Source organism: Anabaena sp. CCY 9613 (assembly GCF_963920895.1).
GTDB lineage: Bacteria > Cyanobacteriota > Cyanobacteriia > Cyanobacteriales > Nostocaceae > Cyanocohniella.
Genome location: NZ_CAWUDE010000017.1, coordinates 44,322 through 62,020, shown reverse-complemented (window position 1 = coordinate 62,020; position 17,699 = coordinate 44,322). Strand labels below are relative to the sequence as shown.

General features: G+C 41.6%; 16 protein-coding genes. 9 read left to right on the top strand and 7 right to left on the bottom strand.

Features of this window, described 5'->3' with window-relative positions; all coding sequences use genetic code 11:
* Positions 1-2: 2 nt before the first annotated feature.
* Positions 3-1,151, bottom strand: coding sequence for an alanine--glyoxylate aminotransferase family protein (locus ACM0OT_RS18735; protein ID WP_414565919.1), 1,149 nt, complete (start codon positions 1,149-1,151; stop codon positions 3-5).
* Between the two features lie 154 nt (positions 1,152-1,305).
* Between ACM0OT_RS18735 and ACM0OT_RS18730 the strand changes: the two genes are divergently transcribed.
* Entirely contained in the window at positions 1,306-1,695 is a 390-nt protein-coding gene (locus tag ACM0OT_RS18730; protein ID WP_414565918.1) for a DUF1499 domain-containing protein, read from the top strand.
* A 161-nt stretch (positions 1,696-1,856) separates the two neighbouring features.
* On the opposite strand, the gene ACM0OT_RS18725 is transcribed toward ACM0OT_RS18730, so the two are convergent.
* Positions 1,857-2,933 (bottom strand): glycosyltransferase family 4 protein, encoded by a 1,077-nt coding sequence (locus tag ACM0OT_RS18725; RefSeq protein ID WP_414565917.1) that lies wholly within the window; start codon positions 2,931-2,933, stop codon positions 1,857-1,859.
* A gap of 599 nt (positions 2,934-3,532) precedes the next feature.
* Between ACM0OT_RS18725 and ACM0OT_RS18720 the strand changes: the two genes are divergently transcribed.
* The 4 genes from ACM0OT_RS18720 to ACM0OT_RS18705 all read left to right on the top strand — a co-directional run bounded on the left by ACM0OT_RS18720 (position 3,533) and on the right by ACM0OT_RS18705 (position 8,542).
* Positions 3,533-4,258: an ABC transporter permease gene (locus ACM0OT_RS18720; protein WP_414565916.1), complete on the top strand. Its 726-nt coding sequence runs from the start codon at positions 3,533-3,535 to the stop codon at positions 4,256-4,258.
* 302 nt (positions 4,259-4,560) lie between these two features.
* A complete protein-coding gene (locus ACM0OT_RS18715; protein ID WP_414565915.1) occupies positions 4,561-6,408 on the top strand; it encodes an SUMF1/EgtB/PvdO family nonheme iron enzyme in 1,848 nt (615 codons plus the stop codon).
* Between the two features lie 264 nt (positions 6,409-6,672).
* Positions 6,673-7,290, top strand: a complete 618-nt coding sequence (locus tag ACM0OT_RS18710; protein WP_414565914.1) for a class I SAM-dependent methyltransferase — start codon at positions 6,673-6,675, stop codon at positions 7,288-7,290.
* A 646-nt stretch (positions 7,291-7,936) separates the two neighbouring features.
* Positions 7,937-8,542 carry a GerMN domain-containing protein gene (locus ACM0OT_RS18705; protein WP_414565913.1) on the top strand — a complete coding sequence of 202 codons (606 nt, stop codon included), beginning with the start codon at positions 7,937-7,939 and terminating at the stop codon, positions 8,540-8,542.
* Between the two features lie 67 nt (positions 8,543-8,609).
* On the opposite strand, the gene ACM0OT_RS18700 is transcribed toward ACM0OT_RS18705, so the two are convergent.
* From ACM0OT_RS18700 to efp, 3 genes are all read right to left on the bottom strand, one after another.
* Positions 8,610-8,957: an ArsR/SmtB family transcription factor gene (locus ACM0OT_RS18700; RefSeq protein ID WP_414541135.1), complete on the bottom strand. Its 348-nt coding sequence runs from the start codon at positions 8,955-8,957 to the stop codon at positions 8,610-8,612.
* An 81-nt stretch (positions 8,958-9,038) separates the two neighbouring features.
* Positions 9,039-9,593, bottom strand: a complete 555-nt coding sequence (gene accB / locus ACM0OT_RS18695; RefSeq protein ID WP_414565912.1) for an acetyl-CoA carboxylase biotin carboxyl carrier protein — start codon at positions 9,591-9,593, stop codon at positions 9,039-9,041.
* Positions 9,594-9,699: 106 nt separating this feature from the next.
* Positions 9,700-10,257 (bottom strand): elongation factor P, encoded by a 558-nt coding sequence (efp, locus tag ACM0OT_RS18690; protein WP_414541137.1) that lies wholly within the window; start codon positions 10,255-10,257, stop codon positions 9,700-9,702.
* A 241-nt stretch (positions 10,258-10,498) separates the two neighbouring features.
* On the opposite strand from efp, the gene ACM0OT_RS18685 reads away from it, so the two are divergent.
* Positions 10,499-11,605: a peptidylprolyl isomerase gene (locus ACM0OT_RS18685; RefSeq protein ID WP_414565911.1), complete on the top strand. Its 1,107-nt coding sequence runs from the start codon at positions 10,499-10,501 to the stop codon at positions 11,603-11,605.
* A 73-nt stretch (positions 11,606-11,678) separates the two neighbouring features.
* Complete coding sequence (gene thiL, locus ACM0OT_RS18680) at positions 11,679-12,689, top strand: thiamine-phosphate kinase (protein ID WP_414565910.1); 1,011 nt, start codon at positions 11,679-11,681, stop codon at positions 12,687-12,689.
* Positions 12,690-12,856: 167 nt separating this feature from the next.
* Here thiL and ACM0OT_RS18675 read toward each other — a convergent pair whose 3' ends face one another.
* A complete protein-coding gene (locus ACM0OT_RS18675) occupies positions 12,857-13,870 on the bottom strand; it encodes a type I glyceraldehyde-3-phosphate dehydrogenase (protein ID WP_414565909.1) in 1,014 nt (337 codons plus the stop codon).
* A 117-nt stretch (positions 13,871-13,987) separates the two neighbouring features.
* Positions 13,988-14,614: a nicotinate (nicotinamide) nucleotide adenylyltransferase gene (gene nadD, locus ACM0OT_RS18670; RefSeq protein WP_414565908.1), complete on the bottom strand. Its 627-nt coding sequence runs from the start codon at positions 14,612-14,614 to the stop codon at positions 13,988-13,990.
* A 398-nt stretch (positions 14,615-15,012) separates the two neighbouring features.
* On the opposite strand from nadD, the gene murC reads away from it, so the two are divergent.
* Together murC and murB are read left to right on the top strand one after the other, a co-directional pair.
* On the top strand, positions 15,013-16,500 hold the full coding sequence (gene murC, locus ACM0OT_RS18665; RefSeq protein ID WP_414565907.1) for a UDP-N-acetylmuramate--L-alanine ligase: 1,488 nt from the start codon (positions 15,013-15,015) through the stop codon (positions 16,498-16,500).
* A gap of 108 nt (positions 16,501-16,608) precedes the next feature.
* Positions 16,609-17,607, top strand: coding sequence for a UDP-N-acetylmuramate dehydrogenase (gene murB, locus ACM0OT_RS18660; RefSeq protein ID WP_414565906.1), 999 nt, complete (start codon positions 16,609-16,611; stop codon positions 17,605-17,607).
* Positions 17,608-17,699: the final 92 nt, after the last annotated feature.

The following is a 17,699-nucleotide window of genomic DNA, read 5'->3' as shown; positions in this document are numbered from 1 at the left end:
CCCTACTTACCTAAAACCTGACGTAGGGCGGTTAAAAGTTGGTCAACACTTTCTGGTCGACTATTAAAACCCATCAGTCCGACACGCCAGACTCGACCAGCTAATTCGCCCAGACCACCGCCAACTTCAATGTTATATTCATCGAGTAACTGCCGAGCGATCGCTTTACCATCTACACCCTCTGGAATGCAGACAGTAGTTAGGGTGGGCAGTCGATATTCTCGCTCAACGTGCATACTTAATCCTAAGTCTTCCAGTCCTTCCCAAAGATACTCAACATTCTTTTGATGACGCTGCCAGCAATTGATTAAGCCTTCCTCAGCAACTAAACGCAGGGCTTCTCGCAACCCATAGTAAAGGTTAACTGGTGCGGTATGGTGATAGGTGCGTTCACTACCCCAATACTTACCCAATAACGACATATCTAAATACCAATTTGCCACCTTTGTCTGGCGCTGCTGCAATTTTTCCATTGCCCTAGCACTCATGGTAAAAGGCGAAGCCCCAGGAGAACAACCCAATCCTTTTTGGCTACAACTATAGGCTAAGTCAACTCCCCAATCATCCAAAAATATAGGAACACCACCTAAACTTGTAACGGTGTCTACAAGTAGTAAAGTACCAAATTCCCGGCAAATCTCAGCCACTCCTTCCAAGGGCTGACGCGCGCCTGTAGAGGTTTCGGCATGAACCAAAGCCAAAATCGCCGGACGATGGGTTTCTATAGCCGCTTTGAGTTCATCTAAACTGAAAACTTGTCCCCAGGGTTTAGTAATGGTTCGCACATCTGCACCATATCGCCCAGCCATATCTACCAGGCGATTGCCAAAATAACCAGCGACACCAATTAAAACCACATCACCGGGTTCTGTGACATTGGCGATGGTGGCTTCCATTGCTGCTGAACCTGTACCACTAACCGCGATGGTAAGAGGATTTTCTGTTTGCCAAACATAGCGTAACAGAGATTGAATCTCATCCATTAGTTCTAGAAAAGCTGGGTCAAGATGCCCCACAGGTGAAGTACTCATGGCCTGGAGAACTGCGGGATGGGCATTGGATGGCCCGGGGCCCAATAATAGACGGGATGGGATGTCTAAAGGTTTGAGTTGTAAGCGCTGACTATCGTTAATTGAAATAGTTGGCGTCATAATTTGTCTTCGCCTAGACGATACTTACCGCATCATAAAGCGATCGCATCCCCAATGTTTTAAATAAATCCATCATTTGCTGGAAGCCGCAACAACGACAAGGCTTTACAGTAAAGTATATCCACCTCTAGCCCCTACCCTAGCCCCTTATATTATGATTTTTTCAGGTAAACGACCGAATACTTTGGGTGTGAACAATGGCAAATTAGCACCTTGTCCCAATTCACCTAACTGTGTTTCTAGTCAGAGTACAGATGCACAACATCAAATTGCCCCGTTGACTTTTACCACTAATCCTCAACAGGCGATCGCTAATCTCAAAAATATCATTCAATCTTTACCTAGAACTAAAATAATTACGGAAACAGAAGATTATATATATGCAGAATTTAAGAGTGCTTTAATGGGATTTGTCGATGATGTAGAGTTTTATTTAGATCCTCAAGCTAATGTCATTCATGTGCGTTCAGCTTCCCGCTTAGGTCAGAGTGACTTGGGTGTTAATCGTCAAAGAATAGAGACAATTAGAGCCAAATTTCAGTAATTTCGGTTGGCTGGTAATTGGTAATGGGCTGTGTTAATTACCCATTATCAATTTCCTCTAACTTAAGTCAAATGAGCCACCCATAGCACATTTCATATGGATGAGGGTATATCGCTCTAGACTCTAGCCCTTGGTCCAAGTGATAAACACTGTAAATCAGTCTAATACCCTACACCAGCAACACTGGGAACATAACCGTTTTTAGTAAACCGCTCTGCAATAATTTGTTGATATGCTGCCTCATAACCATCGACCATATTTTGCAGACTAAAATGCTTTTCTACATGTTGCCGACATTCATTGCGGTCTATATCTGCTACTTTGTCAATGACAGTAATAAAATCTTCTACGTTCTCGCAGAGAAATCCCGTTTTACCATGAGAAATAACTTCTACTGTAGATCCTAATTTCATAGCAATAACGGGCGTACCTGCTGCCATTGATTCAACCATAACTAACCCAAAAGGTTCTCGCCAGGTAATAGGGAACAAAGTGGCTACAGCACCTCCCATTAACACATTTTTTTGTTGATGATTAGCTTCACCTAAATACTCAATTTGCTTACCATCAATGTGTGGTTGGATTTCCTGTTCATAATATTCTTGATCCACCACATCTACTTTACCTGCGATTTTCAAATGCCAACCAGTACGTTTAGCAATGGCGATCGCTAGATGAGTCCCCTTCTCAGGTGATATCCTGCCTAAAAAGGCCAAGTAAGGTGGATTATCAGGTTGGGAATAAAACTTATAACTACTAACATCGATTCCGTTGTAAACCGTGGCTGCATAGTTTAATCCTAGCCTCATTTCTCTCTGGGCATTGGAAATACTCACAAAAGGTTGATGTTTCGCATATTGAAACATCTTTTCGTTATCAGGTGTAAAAATACCGTGTAAGGTATGAACTGTAGGAGTTTTTACAAGATTTGCATAAGGTAGTGCCGAACAGCATACATGGGAATGAATAATATCAAACTCTTCTGCGCGTTCATATACTAAACCCAATTGCAACATTTCATAAATAGTATGTTCCTTAACATCAGGATCGAGTCGTAAAGCACGGGGATGAACAGATACTAGCTTTGCCAGACTGATAGAATCGCCCGATGCAAATAAAGTTACTTCATGCCCACGTTTTACTAATTCGTCGGTTAGCAACCCCACTACCAACTCTATGCCCCCATATGCTGTAGGGGGTACTCTCTCGGCTAAGGGGGCAATCTGAGCAATTCGCATTACAAACCTCCTAAAAAATAATACCTGAATTAAGTATCTGTTTGTTATGTCAGTAGTGCTTACGAATGACTTAATTTAGCCAAAAAACTCATTTTAAAGCACTAACAATTATGCATAGGTACTTTACAAATTTTAAGCCTTGAATTGTAGAGTTTTTGTCTACCTTAGTAGGGAATTGTACCTCTTCCCAAGACATAGAATAGGGTTTATCTTTTATAAGAAATTAATTGCGAATATTTAAATTTATCGAGTTTTAGCAATTATATTGAGTAGATATGGTAATTTTGTAGCAATAAATAATTTCTGAAAGTGAAAATTTGCTTCATTATGCTTTTATGTTTGCGGCTGCTTTCCTACTGTTACTCTAATACTTATGAAAATTAGATATAATTGTGAAATTTCTTTCTCAAGATAGACTTAGAAACTCTATCTTTCTTACTTCCAGAATGGCATTGACGTTAAATGTTATGTAAAATAAAATACTTGTAATACAAAATAACTGAATATTCAACATCACATCAACGATGAATATTGCTCCTACCCCCAAAAAACCGCGTGTCCCTTGGCAGGCGGTTTTCTCAGTAATTATATTTATATTTATGTACCTGCCTATACTAGTACTAGGTTTTTATAGCTTCAATCAATCGCCCTACAGTGCCACTTGGCAAGGATTTACCCTTAATTGGTATCGTCAGTTGTTCAGCGATGAGCGGGTTTTATCAGCTTTGAAAAATAGTTTAATAGTTGCTAGTTGTGCAGTAGGTATTTCCTCAGTGCTAGGAACCTTAATGGCAGTAGGACTAGCACGTTATCAGTTCCCTGGTAAAAAATTATATCGGGGTATTTCTTACCTACCATTGATTATTCCCGATATTGCGATCGCAGTGGCTACACTAGTGTTTCTCGCAGCCTTCGCCATTCCCCTAAGTTTATGGACAATTATCGCGGCACATATAGTATTTTGCCTTGCTTATATTGGACTTGTGGTGTCTTCACGCCTGACTAACTTAGACCCCCACTTAGAAGAAGCAGCACTAGATTTAGGCGCTACACCCATCCAAGCATTTATTAAAGTATTACTACCTCAGTTAATGCCTGGAATTATCGCTGGTTGTTTGCTAGCTTTTGTCCTCAGTTTAGATGATTTTCTCATCGCCAGTTTCACAGCAGGTAGCGGTTCAAACACATTGCCAATGGAAATTTTTAGTCGCATTAGGACAGGAGTCAAGCCTGACATTAATGCTCTGAGTATTCTTTTGATTTCAGTGTCGGCAATTTTTGCTGTTATCGCTGAATTAATTCGGGCTTTTGGTGAGAAAAAGTAACTGTTATTTATTGTGTGCAATTACTAGTACTATGAGCATACCCTTGACAAACTCAATGAGTTTGCCCTATTATTTTGTCTGTAAGGAAAATATATAGATTCGTATATAATTCTTATATATACTTATATTTAAAAGTACCCAACAGCAAGACATCAATAAATCAAATGACTGCATTTATATTATCTATTATAAGTATATATGCAGGTGTATCTTTGTGCATATTTACTGGTCTAGATATATATTTTCAATTTGATAGATAGTATTGGGGCTGACTTTGGAAAAGATGCTATTTCCCCCTCATTATGCAAATCTGCCAAAATCCCAATTGCTCAAATCCATTCAACCCTGAAGGCAACAAATTTTGCATGAGTTGCGGACAAAGTAACTTTGGCAAATTTTTGAGAAATCGCTATCGCGTATTGAGCCTATTAGGAGAAGGTGGATTTAGCAGAACTTACGCCACAGAAGATGCGGATAGGCTTAACGCTCCTTGCGTTATCAAACAATTTTTTCCGCAAGTCCAAGGAACAGCACAACGCAACAAAGCAGCAGAATTCTTCAAAGAAGAAGCATTTCGACTGTATGAACTAGGAGAAAACCATACCCAAATTCCCCGATTATTAGCTTACTTTGAACAAGCTTCTAGCTTATATCTTGTCCAAGAATTTATTGAAGGACAAACATTATTAACAGAAGTTCAACAAAAACCCTTTAATGAACAGCAAATTAGTCAACTGTTAACTGATTTATTACCTGTTCTTGAATTTATTCATGCTTCTAATGTAATTCATCGAGATATTAAACCAGAAAATATCATCCGGCGACAAAGTGATGGTAAACCAGTATTAATTGACTTTGGTGGTGCTAAACAAGTAACACAAACTAGTTTAGCTAGACAAGCTACGGTCATTTATACCATTGGTTATGCTCCATCTGAACAAATGGCTGGCTTTCCTTGTCATGCTAGTGATTTATATGCCTTGGGCGTAACTTGCGTGCGGCTGTTAACTCAATGTTTGCCTTTACAAGATACTTATGGACAGATTAATGATCCTCTTTATGATGCCATGAATGCTCATTGGTTATGGCGAGAATATTTACAAAAAAAAGGAATTGTTATCAGTGAAGATTTAAGTAAAATATTAAATAAATTAGTCAAACATCTACCTAGTGAAAGATATCAATCAGCTACAGAAGTTATCAATGACTTAAAAGCTACAAAACAGTCTGTTATTGAACCAAAAATTGAGGTAAGTTCTCATCCCACATTAATCCGATTACCGCTATTAACCAAAAAAATTACACCTCCCTTACCTGCTTTAGAAACCTATGAATTTGAAGTAGTCACAGTAGATACAGCCGGAAGAGAAGTTAACCGCGATCGCCTCAAGTCCAAATTCTTTGCAGAAGCTCTCAATAAGTCAATTACATTAGAGATGGTATCGATTCCCGGTGATACTTTTATGATGGGTTCGCCAGAGTTTGAAGGAGATGCTGACGAACGTCCTCAACACAAAGTCACCCTCAATCCATTTTTTATGGGTAAATTTCCTATAACTCAAGCACAATGGAAAGCCGTAGCAGCTTTACCCAAAGTCAAACAAGCTTTAAATCCCTACCCTTCTAAATTCAAAGGTCTAAATCGACCAGTAGAAAATGTATCTTGGTATGAAGCTGTAGAATTTTGTGCCAGACTATCAGAAAAAACTGGACGCGAATATCGTTTACCCAGCGAAGCCGAATGGGAATATGCATGTCGTGCGGGAACTACGACATCGTTTCACTTTGGTGAAACGGTTACCTCTGATTTAGTCAACTGTAGTAGCGATACTAATAGTGGGGAAGCAAAAAGCAAATTCCGTAAAGAAACAACCGATGTCGGCAGTTTTCAGGTAGCCAACGCTTTCGGATTATATGATATGCATGGGTTAGTGTGGGAATGGTGTGCTGATGCTTGGCACAATAATTATCATGACGCACCCGCAGATGGAACCGCTTGGGAAGTCGAAGGTGATATTTATCGCCGGGTATTACGTGGCGGTTCTTGGAATTTTAGTGCAGAACTTTGTCGTAGTGCTAGCCGGAGTTGGAATGAATCAGATGGTGGACTGAGGATATGCGGTTTTCGGGTTGTCTTTTCCGCAATTTGATCAGGCTAATTTTTTAACGCCCTGGGGTACGGCTACGCTCCATACATGATTTAATTTGCCGTGTTTACTTGGCTATCCGCAAGTTCGTCATCACAATGACTCATGAAATGAGCGGTTCTGCCGAATAGTGAAAAAATTGGAGATATGTGTATAAAATCATAAATACCGCAGGTAACACAATAGACATATAATAAACACTGAAATAAGTCCATGAGTAAGATAAATATTTACAAGTTTGCCAATAAAGTTACATGGAAATAGCATATGGGATTTTATTCACAAAAAATATTGCCATATCTGCTTGATTGGTCTCTATCTGACCCAAATATTGCCAAATATAGAAAAGAAATTTTGGCACAAGTCAAAGGGGAAGTCTTAGAAATTGGTTTTGGTACAGGTTTAAATCTTTCTTACTACCCTCAAGGACTGGAAAAGCTGGTCACCATTGATTCTAATCCAGGAGCTAATAAATTAGCAGAAAAGCGGATTCAATCATCCTCTATTACAGTCGATAATCAAGTTTTAAATGGCGAAAACTTACCAATGTTAGATAATACATTTGATAGTGTAGTAAGTACATTTACTTTATGTAGCATTGCCAAAATTGAACAGGCTTTAAAAGAAGTATATCGAGTATTGAAACCAGGTGGACAGTTCTTTTTTTTAGAACATGGACTGAGTAATGAACCAAAAATTCAAGTTTGGCAAAACCGATTAACACCAATACAAAAAATCATTGGAGATGGTTGTCATTTTAATCGTAATATTAGACACTTCGTGGAGCAACAGTTTGATAATGTCCAACTAGAAGAATTTGTAGGTGAAAATTTACCAAAAATTGCGGGTTATTTATATAAAGGAGTAGCAATAAAGGCAAATTAGTACCGTTAACTTTAAGTCAAAACTACATTGTAAAATTTTAAACTGTTATACTTATTGTAAGTTCAAAAAGTTCCATAGGCAAAACGAAAAATTCATGATGCTGCCATAGTAGCGCTCAAACTTGCATTTGAAACATAAAAAGAGTGTAGTAGCTAAGTTGCTATCTGCCCCTTGCTAGAAATTGGTATTGAAAATTTGATTAATATATTAAAAGAGTAGATTACAACATAAAAATTTAGATACTTCACACCTAGCGGCATTGAATTTCACCAATAGTGAGGATGCCAAGTTATAAATATCTTACCCTAGGCCTTCTAGGAAACTCAGTATTTCAATAAACGATTATATTTACATTAAGATTCGGGTGACGGAGTAGAATTGTCAACCTAAAATTAAAGAAGAGATAAAGTGACGATGGGTGCATAATTACAAATTGTTTGAAATGGTCTAACCCAGAGGATGACGAATGTCGCAACCAAAATTGAAAATTGGTATGAAAACAGGCAAAAGATCAACTCAGTACAATTTTCACAAATCAAGGCATTTCTAGATTTTTAAGAAACTCCCCACGCATTTATATCGTCGTTAAGCAGGCTGCTCCTCTGAACAACACTATCTCAGTCCTCAGACAGAAAGGTTTTAAAGTATGAACGACCAACAAGGATCAAACCGTATTTCTTCAGGTGTAATTGCAGCAGTTTCCGCAGCAGTCGTGGCGGTGGGTGGTGGAGTAGCTTGGCTGACCACTCAACAACAGACGCCGACACCAACCAGCCCATCTCAAACCATTAGACAGCCTCAGCCATCAACGACCCAGCCGGGTAATGAACAAACAGCAAATATTTATTGGCTCAGACCAAGAGCGACAACTGTTGATTTAGTTCCCCAGCCAATTCAAATAGCTGCTACACAGCCCAACCAAGTGTTAGAAAGAGCTTTTCAAACTTTATTAGCAGGGCCAACCGAAGGAACAGATTCGACCACTATCCCCCAAGGAACCAAGTTATTGGGTTTGAAAACAGAAAATGATGAAGTTCACGTAAATTTATCTGAAGAATTTACCAGTGGTGGTGGTAGTACTTCAATGGTTGCACGTGTCGGGCAAGTCGTTTACACAGCTACCACCTTAAATGCCAATGCCAAAGTCTACATAGACATCAATGGTCAACAGTTGAATGTTTTAGGCGGTGAAGGGGTGGAATTACAACAGCCACTAACTCGTAAAAGTTTCGAGGAAAATTATCCACTTTAGTTCAGATAACAGTTATCAGCTATCAGTTATCAGTCTAGGCACTGTTTACTGATAACTGACAACTGACTTAGCTTTTGCCATTCAGCACGCGAAAACTGCGGGCTTGATTTTCTAGCCTTGTGGCAAGGCGATCGCACACCCGATTACATAATTCAAAAATCATTTCATCTTCCACCCGATAGTAAGCGCAAGTCCCTTCACTGCGGCGGCTAAGGATTCCTGCTTGCCACATTACTTTCAGGTGTTTGGACACATTAGCCTGAGAAGTCTGTGTTGCCTCTACCAATTCTTGCACGCATTTTTCTTCATCCCGTAGTAAGTGCAGCAGCCGGAGGCGCATCGGTTCACTTAAAAGGCTGAAGTATTCGGCTACTTGTTGCACCACTTCCGGTGGTACAGGCAACGCTTGTTTCATCAGGATTGACCCGCAAGAACAGACAATTTTACAAATGACTCATTGTGATATCAATGACTCACTTGATATATACATTAATACCTAATCGGGGTTAATTCGCATCAAAGGCTGACCATATTCCACTGGTTCGCCATTTTGGACAAGAATTTCCATTACTTGTCCAGATACTTCAGCCTCGATTTCATTCATCAGCTTCATAGCTTCAATGATACAGACTGTTTGACCACTACGGACGCGATCGCCCACTTCGACAAAAGCAGCCTCACCCGGTGCTGGAGCGCGATAAAACGTTCCTACCATGGGGGAATCCACTTCTACTAGTCTCTTGTCAATTGTAGAGGAGGAATTGGCTGAAATCTGCACGCTAGAACCAGTTGTGGCATTATCTACGCGACTCGTTCCCGCCTCCATATTTTGATTTGGTGTTGCTGGGTTTCCAGTTGGGGAAACCGATGTCAATCCCGAACCAACTACACCGCTTACAGCTGCTTGACTAACTGACAAAAATTGATTGCTAAAACTAACCGACTTACGTACCGTTAGTTCAAAGTCATCGCTTTTGAGCGTTACTTCGGCAATATCTGTTTGCGCGATCGTTGCCAGCAGTTGGCGGATTTCATTAAAGTCCAATGGCACAGTTTTTATTACCTCGACCTATCCGTAAATAAGAATCTTAAGTGTGGCAGGGATTTAATCCCTGATGCAGGGACTGTAATCGGAATTTGCCCTGATGAAATTAAATTTATTCCCTGCCTAAATATTTATCCTCACGGGTATCAATTTTGATACGTTCCCCCTGAGCAACAAACAATGGAACCATGACAGTAGCTCCGGTTTCTAGGGTGGCTGGTTTAGTACCACCTGTAGCCGTATCACCTTTGACGCCTGGATCTGTTTGCACAATTTCCAAAACCACCGAGTTGGGCAGTTCTACTTCTAGCACTTGCTCTCCCCAACGAATAACGTTGACTTCCATACCTTCTTTGAGGTACTTCACGCGATCGCCAATTTGCTCCACGCTCAATCTATTTTCTTCGTAGGTTTCCATATCCATAAAGACGAACTCTTCGCCCTCTTTATAGGTATGCTGCATCGTGATTTTTTCTAGAGTAGCTTGCGGTACTGTTTCCCCAGCCCGGAAAGTTTTTTCTAGAACCTTTCCAGTTTGAACACTTTTGAGAGTTGTCCGGACAAAAGCAGAGCCTTTACCTGGCTTAACATGGAGGAAATCTACCACTCGCCATACAGACCCATCTAACACAATTGAGACACCGGGTCGAAAGTCGTTACTAGAGATCATGAAACTTGCAAATTTGGGAAGACAATCGGCATTTATTGTACCCTTCCAGCGTTGTAATTAGTCATTAATCGTTGAGTAACTTAGTTAAAGGGGACTGGGTACTAGGGAATAATTTGGGCTTTTACTGTAATCATCTACCTCATCCCCCTCCATGTCCTTACTCAGCACTCCTAACTGTGGGAAGATGGTTGATGGGTTACGCCTAGTGAACAATTTGATGCTGCATTTGAGCCATCCCATCATGTTTAACATATTAAAATCTTGGCTGAAGAACAGCCTAATGGCAATATTGTTAGTAACAATATTTTTAGGCATAAATACAGCTGGCTGGACTCACTCCAGTAATGCCGCCCTGCCATCTGGAAATGCAATTACTGACGGCAAGGCTTTATTAAGGTATGCACTCCCGATAGACAATAAACCAGTCCGGAAACTGCAAGCCAGTTTAGAAGACATTTCCACCCAGTTGCGAGCCAATAGACGCTGGGGTGCTATTTCCAAAGACCTCAGTCAAGCATCCCGGGTTCTCGATAAACCTTCCCAAATCCTAGCAAGCGTTCCCGCAGAACGCCAACCCCAAGCCGAAGCTTGGATTACTGAATTAAAATCTGGTGTAGATTCACTCCAAGAATCTGTCAAAGCCAAAAATAAAGAACAAATCCTCGAAGGCAGAAACAAACTGCTGAATATTGTTACTCAGTTGGAAGAGTCAATGGTGACGGAATTTCCCTTTGAAGTGCCTGCTGAGTACAGTAATCTCCCTCAACTCAAAGGTCGGGCCACCGTGGCTATGAAAACCAACAAAGGTGAGCTAACCCTTGTGGTAGATGGTTATAGTGCCCCCGTCACAGCTGGCAATTTTGTGGATTTAGTACAGCGAGGTTTTTATAACGGCTTAGAATTTACCCGTTCAGAAGAATCTTACGTCCTACAAACCGGAGATCCACCAGGAAAAGAAGTAGGTTTTATTGACCCCAAAACTGGCAAATACCGTGCTATTCCCTTAGAAGTTTTGGTGGAAGGTGACAAAGAACCTACTTATGGCATTACTTTAGAACAGGCCGGTCGTTATCTTGATATGCCAGTTCTGCCTTTTTCTTCCTTTGGTGCATTAGCAATGGCTCGCCCCGAAACTGAAGTAAATGGTGGTTCCTCACAATTTTTCTTCTTTTTGTTTGAACCAGAACTCACCCCCGCCGGACGCAACCTGTTAGACGGACGCTATGCCGTTTTTGGTTATCTTATTGAAGGCAAGGAAATTTTGGACACACTCAAAGCAGGAGACAAAATTGAATCGGCAACTGTAGTTCAAGGCATCGAAAATTTAGTTGAACCACAAGCAGCGTAAAATTTAGTTCGTAGTCAGCACTTTAGTGCTTAATTAGGCGCTCAAGCGCCTACTACGAGCGGGGACAATGACAATGACTAAAGTTCAAGATATCGGCGAACAAGGTCTTTTAGCCAAATTACAAAGCTTTTGTCCCCCAGAAGTGATTGGGGATGACGCAGCAGTACTTTTAACCGCACCAGGACAATCTTTAGTAGTGACAACGGATGTGCTGGTTGATGGCGTGCATTTTAGCCATGACACCACATCCCCAGAAGATGCTGGTTGGCGGGCTGCGGCTGCTAATTTATCAGATTTAGCGGCAATGGGGGCTTCTCCTTTAGGCATCACTGTCGGGTTGGGGCTTCCTGGAGAAGTAAGCGTAAGTTGGGTAGAACGTTTATACCAGGGAATGACAGAATGCTTGCAACAATACAATACACCGATTGTGGGTGGTGATGTCGTGCGATCGCCTGTGACGACCTTATCCATCACTGCATTTGGTCAAGTTCATCCCCATCAAATTATCCGTCGTGCTGCTGCTCAAGTAGGGGATGCAATCCTGGTTACGGGCATTCATGGAGCCTCCCATGCTGGCTTACAACTACTTTTGCACCCCGAACTCAAACAAAACTTGACTGATGCAGAATATATAAGCTTAATCAAAGCCCATCAGCGTCCACAACCACGCTTAGATGTCCTACCCACACTCTGGCCAATTCTTGAATCTTACTCCCCATCCCCTCATCTTCCCATCGCCGGCATGGATAGTAGCGATGGTTTAGCAGATGCGATTTTGCAAATTTGCCGTGCCAGTGGTGTTGGTGCTATCCTCGAAAGTCAAAAAATCTCCTTACCATTGGCTTTTAGCCACTGGGTGACACCAGCACAAGGGCTAGAATATGCTCTTTACGGTGGCGAAGACTTTGAATTAGTTCTGTGCTTACCAGAAAAACCAGCAAATACTTTAGTCCAAAAACTAGGTAACGGTGCAGCTATAGTCGGCACGATTACAGCCAGTTCACAAGTACTTCTACAAGATAAACATAAAAAAATCCCCGACCAAGTTTTAAATCTCAATCGGGGATTTCAGCATTTTTGTTAATAGCCTACAGTCAAAGGTGAACAATTGAAGTTCTTCACTAATGACCAATAACTAATGATTTACCCTGCTTGTCCTGAGCGTAAACCGAAGGAAGCGCAGCCGTAAAGCCTACGGCATAGCTGAGTTTACCGCGGTAGCGTCTCGTAGAGAAGGGCTAATGAAAATAATTAAGCCCACTTCTCGGCTACTAGTTCTGCCAAGTCTAAAACTCGTTGGCTGTAACCCCACTCGTTGTCGTACCATGCCATAACTTTTACTAGGTCATTGCCCATAACCAAAGTCAAACTGGAATCCACAATTGAGGAAGCGTCGGTACCTTGATAATCAGACGAGACTAGTTGTAGTTCGCTGTAATCCAAAATTCCTTTGAGTGGGCCTTCAGACGCATCTTTGAGAGCTTGGTTCACTTCTTCAGTAATAGTACGCTTCTCAACCTGAACTACGAAATCTACCATTGAGACGTTCGGGGTAGGTACCCGTAAAGCAACACCATTCAGCTTGCCTTTAAGATCTGGAATTACCAGCGCTACTGCTTTTGCCGCACCGGTGGAGGTGGGAACAATGTTGATGGCTGCTGCCCTTGCCCGTCGCAAATCCCGGTGAGAAGCGTCTAATAACCGCTGGTCACCAGTATAGCTATGGGTGGTGGTCATTGTGCCTTTAATGATCCCGAATTTATCATTCAAGACTTTGGCGATGGGAGCCAAGCAGTTGGTAGTGCAGCTAGCGTTACTGATGATGTTGTGCTTGTTGTGGTCATAATCGTGATGGTTAACGCCCATTACAAACGTGCCATCCTCGTTTTTACCAGGGGCAGTGATTAAAACCTTTTTGGCACCTGCATTCACATGCTTAAGTGCCCCGTCCTTGCTAGTAAATACGCCTGTTGCTTCGATCACCAGATCAATTTCCCACTCTTTCCAGGGCAAGTTTTCTGGGTTGCGATCGGATACGCATTTAATGGTTTTACCGTTAACGATGATTGAATTATCATCGGCCGTAATGTCAGCATTCTGTAACTTCCCAAGCATTGAATCATACTTTAGGAGGTGAGCATTGGTTCTAGGATCTGATGTGTCATTAATAGCAATAAGGTCGAGATTGCTATTTTCTCTGCCCACCCAACAACGTGCAAAGTTACGCCCGATGCGCCCGAAACCGTTTATTGCGACTCTAATCACAGTGTCTTACCCTCTGTATTTATGCCTATAAATTGATATCTTTGACCCCAATCATATCGCAAAGGGGGGGGGTATTAATAACTGGAAAGTGTTAGATCAATAAAAAAAAAACATATTTTATTCAGGTTTATCTGAGTAGAGCTTGTGAATCATGATGTAGGATCTAACCCCTTCGGGGACTAAATAGTGAATTGACTGGCCTTCGCGGCAAAGGTTACGAATAAGACTTGACGAAAGTTCCACTAAGGGTATATTCAAGAGTTGCCAGTGAATGTTTTGTGACTGCTGCTTTAGTTGTTGCTCCACTTGCTTGCAGATTAACTCGCTTTGAGCTATAGTCTCACCACCTAGCAGTCGGGGTGCGATTAACCAATCACACATTAGTGCTAGTTCGTGTCCACGGTACCAACGGGGTAAGGTTTGGAAGGTATCTAAACCCACAATCCAGTACCAGTGAGTATTTGGGTAAAAAGTAGATAAATCAATCAAGGTGTTGATGGCGTAAGAACTTCCAGAGCGATTTGTCTCTACTAGGGAGACAGTAAACGCTGGGTTATCTCTGGTAGCCAATTGCAGCATTGCTACTCGATGCTCAAACAAAGTCGTTTGTTTGTGAGGAGGATTGAGTGATGGCACCCAAATTACTTTTTTTAGAGGTATTTGATACAAAGCTGTCTGAGCTATGAGCAAGTGTCCCCAATGAATTGGATCAAATGTGCCACCAAAGATTGCTATTTGCTGCATTCATCTCATGCCTGAACTTGATGCAATTAAAAACGCTTTTAATACCAATGTACTATTTTATTCAATTTGCGTTTGAGCTTGACGGAATTTAAAAGCTTGTTTCATTACCAATGTATTACAGTAGGCAATACCAGTAAGGAATTAAGAAATATGTATTTGAAACTACAAGAATTTCTGTCCCGATACAGCAGAAATTTTCCGAATAATCTTAACAAGAGTTCAGAAATAGCAAAAACCTCCAACAAAGGTAAAATCATTCTCAATCAGCAAAACAACAGAGGAAAATAATCCAAACATCGGGTATAAACAAGATGCAGGGACAGTTACGGTAAAAATCAAATTCCTGTTATGATACGCGTGTCATTTGTGATTATGGTGTGGTGTAAGAGGAGCAATCAATGAGTAATTTTGTAGATTTTGGCGGCAGACCATTTCATTTCATTGGAATTGGTGGCATAGGCATGTCTGCCCTGGCATACGTTCTAGCCAAGCGTCAACTGCCAGTGTCAGGTTCTGACCTTCGTCCAAATCATATTACGCGCAAGTTAGAATCTATCGGAACACATATTTTTGGGACACAAGAGGCCAGTAATCTGGGATTCTTTGTTTCTAGTGAATCAGCTAATAGAGTATTATTAAACTCACAAGAAATATTACCTACTGTTACCAAGTCAACACTGCCTCAAGTTATTTGTTCAACAGCAATTAACGCTAATAATTTGGAATACAAAGCAGCAGTGGAATTAGGCTGTCCAATTTTTCATCGTTCAGATGTCCTAGCTGCCTTGATTTGTGATTATCGTAGTATCGCGGTGGCAGGAACCCACGGTAAAACTACAACCAGTAGCATGATCGGCTATATGCTGTTGCAAGCGGGTTTAGACCCAACAATTCTTGTAGGTGGTGAAGTTAATGCTTGGGAAGGAAATGCTCGATTGGGACAAAGTGAATATCTGGTAGCTGAGGCAGATGAATCTGATGGTTCTCTGGTGAAACACGCCCCAGAAATAGGCATTATTACTAATATTGAACTTGATCATCCTGATCACTATGACACCTTAGAAGAAGTAATTGATATCTTTCAAACATTTGCATCTAGTTGTAAAACCGTCATAGGTAGTATTGATTGTGAGACAGTACGCGAGTTGCTACGCAACGCCTCCGGCGATCGCCTCAAACCGACAATCACCTACAGCCTCAACCCAGAGACAGAGGCAGACTATACCGTTAGTAATATTGAATATCGTCCTGATGGCACTACAGCTTTAGTTTTGGAGAAAGGTAAAGCTTTAGGAGTATTGAAATTAAGACTGCTGAGTCGGCATAATCTAAGTAATGCTCTGGCTGCGGTAGCTGTTGGTCGAGTTGTAGGCTTAGAATTTGGGGCGATTGCCAAGGGTATTGCCACCTTTGAAGGTGCAAGACGTCGCTTTGAGTTTCGGGGAGAAGTTGACGGCATTACCTTCATTGATGACTATGCTCATCACCCTAGCGAAATTCGCGCTACTTTGGCTGCTGCACGCCTACAAGCAAGGCCAGGGCAAAGAGTGGTTGCCATTTTCCAACCCCATCGCTATAGTCGCACACTGACCTTTTTAGAAGAATTTGCCGAGTCATTTACTTACGCTGATTTAGTTGTGCTGACAGATATTTACAGCGCCGGAGAACCCAATTTAGGGCAAATTAGCGGTGAGCAACTGGCAGCAGAAATTGCTAAACAGCACCCACAAGTGCTGTATCAACCTAATTTATCCCTAATGAGCGAGTTCTTGCTGCAAACGCTGCGTCCCGGAGATTTAGCATTATTTCTGGGTGCTGGGAATTTAAATCAGGTGATTCCTGAAATAATTACTACACTTTGCGAACCTGCGACAGCTACATCCTAGATGAAGAGAAAGGCATGAAGTCTAACTCTGGTAAGGATTTTATCGATTAACCCTGTTGCTGTATTTTTACGGCAAATAAATGTAAAAATTTCACAAATTGATCTAAAGATGAAAATATCCCAGGCAGCTGCAAATGTCTGCACAATTTTTGCTACAAATGCACAGAAGCAGAAAACAGAAGATTCTAATGACAGTAAAATAATTTACCTGAAAGGTACTGATTGTGCGATTAAGTCACAAGCATCCTTATCTGCATTTACTTCATATAGAGTTGGGGGAGCAGCGGAATGGTACGTTGCCCCCCATAATTTAGAAGCTCTTCAAGCCAGTTTAGAGTATGCAAAAGAACAAGAATTGTCAGTGACAACATTGGGAGCAGGCTCTAACATGTTGGTAAGCGATCGCGGTTTACCAGGCTTAGTCATTTCTACTCGTCATCTCCGCCATAGCTACTTTGATCCCCAGACAGGCCAATTAACCGTCGCTGCGGGGGAATCAATTCCTAGCTTGGCATGGGAAGCAGCCAAATTAGGTTGGCAAGGATTAGAGTGGGCTGTGGGCATTCCCGGAACTGTTGGGGGTGCTGTAGTCATGAATGCCGGGGCACATAATAGCTGTATCGCAGATATGTTAGTTAGCGCCCAAGTACTTTCGTCAGACGGTACTTTAGCAACTTTGACCCCCGACGAAATCGGTTACAGCTACCGGACTTCATCATTGCAAGGTAGCGATCGCATTGTTACCCAAGCCACCTTCCAATTGCAACCAGGTGTTGATCCAGCGTTGGTTTTGGCAGTAACCAAACAACACAAAAAACATCGTCTAACTACCCAACCTTACAATTTCCCCAGTTGCGGAAGCGTCTTCCGTAACCCTACACCTTATGCAGCTGGGTGGTTAATCGAACAAACAGGTTTGAAAGGCTACCAAATTGGCGGAGCGCAAGTGGCATTATTACATGCTAATTTTATCGTCAATCGTGGTGGAGCCAAGGCTAGTGATATTTTTTATCTCATCCGTCATATCCAACAACAAGTACAAGACCGATGGTCAATTTGCTTAGAGCCAGAAGTCAAAATGATCGGTGAGTTTCAAGCAGTTGCTTAAGGGACTAGGGGCTAGAGGCTAGAGACTAGGGGAAGAAGTTGGGCTTGTACCACCATCATCCCCATTATCGCCCCAAATCCAGGATTAATTAT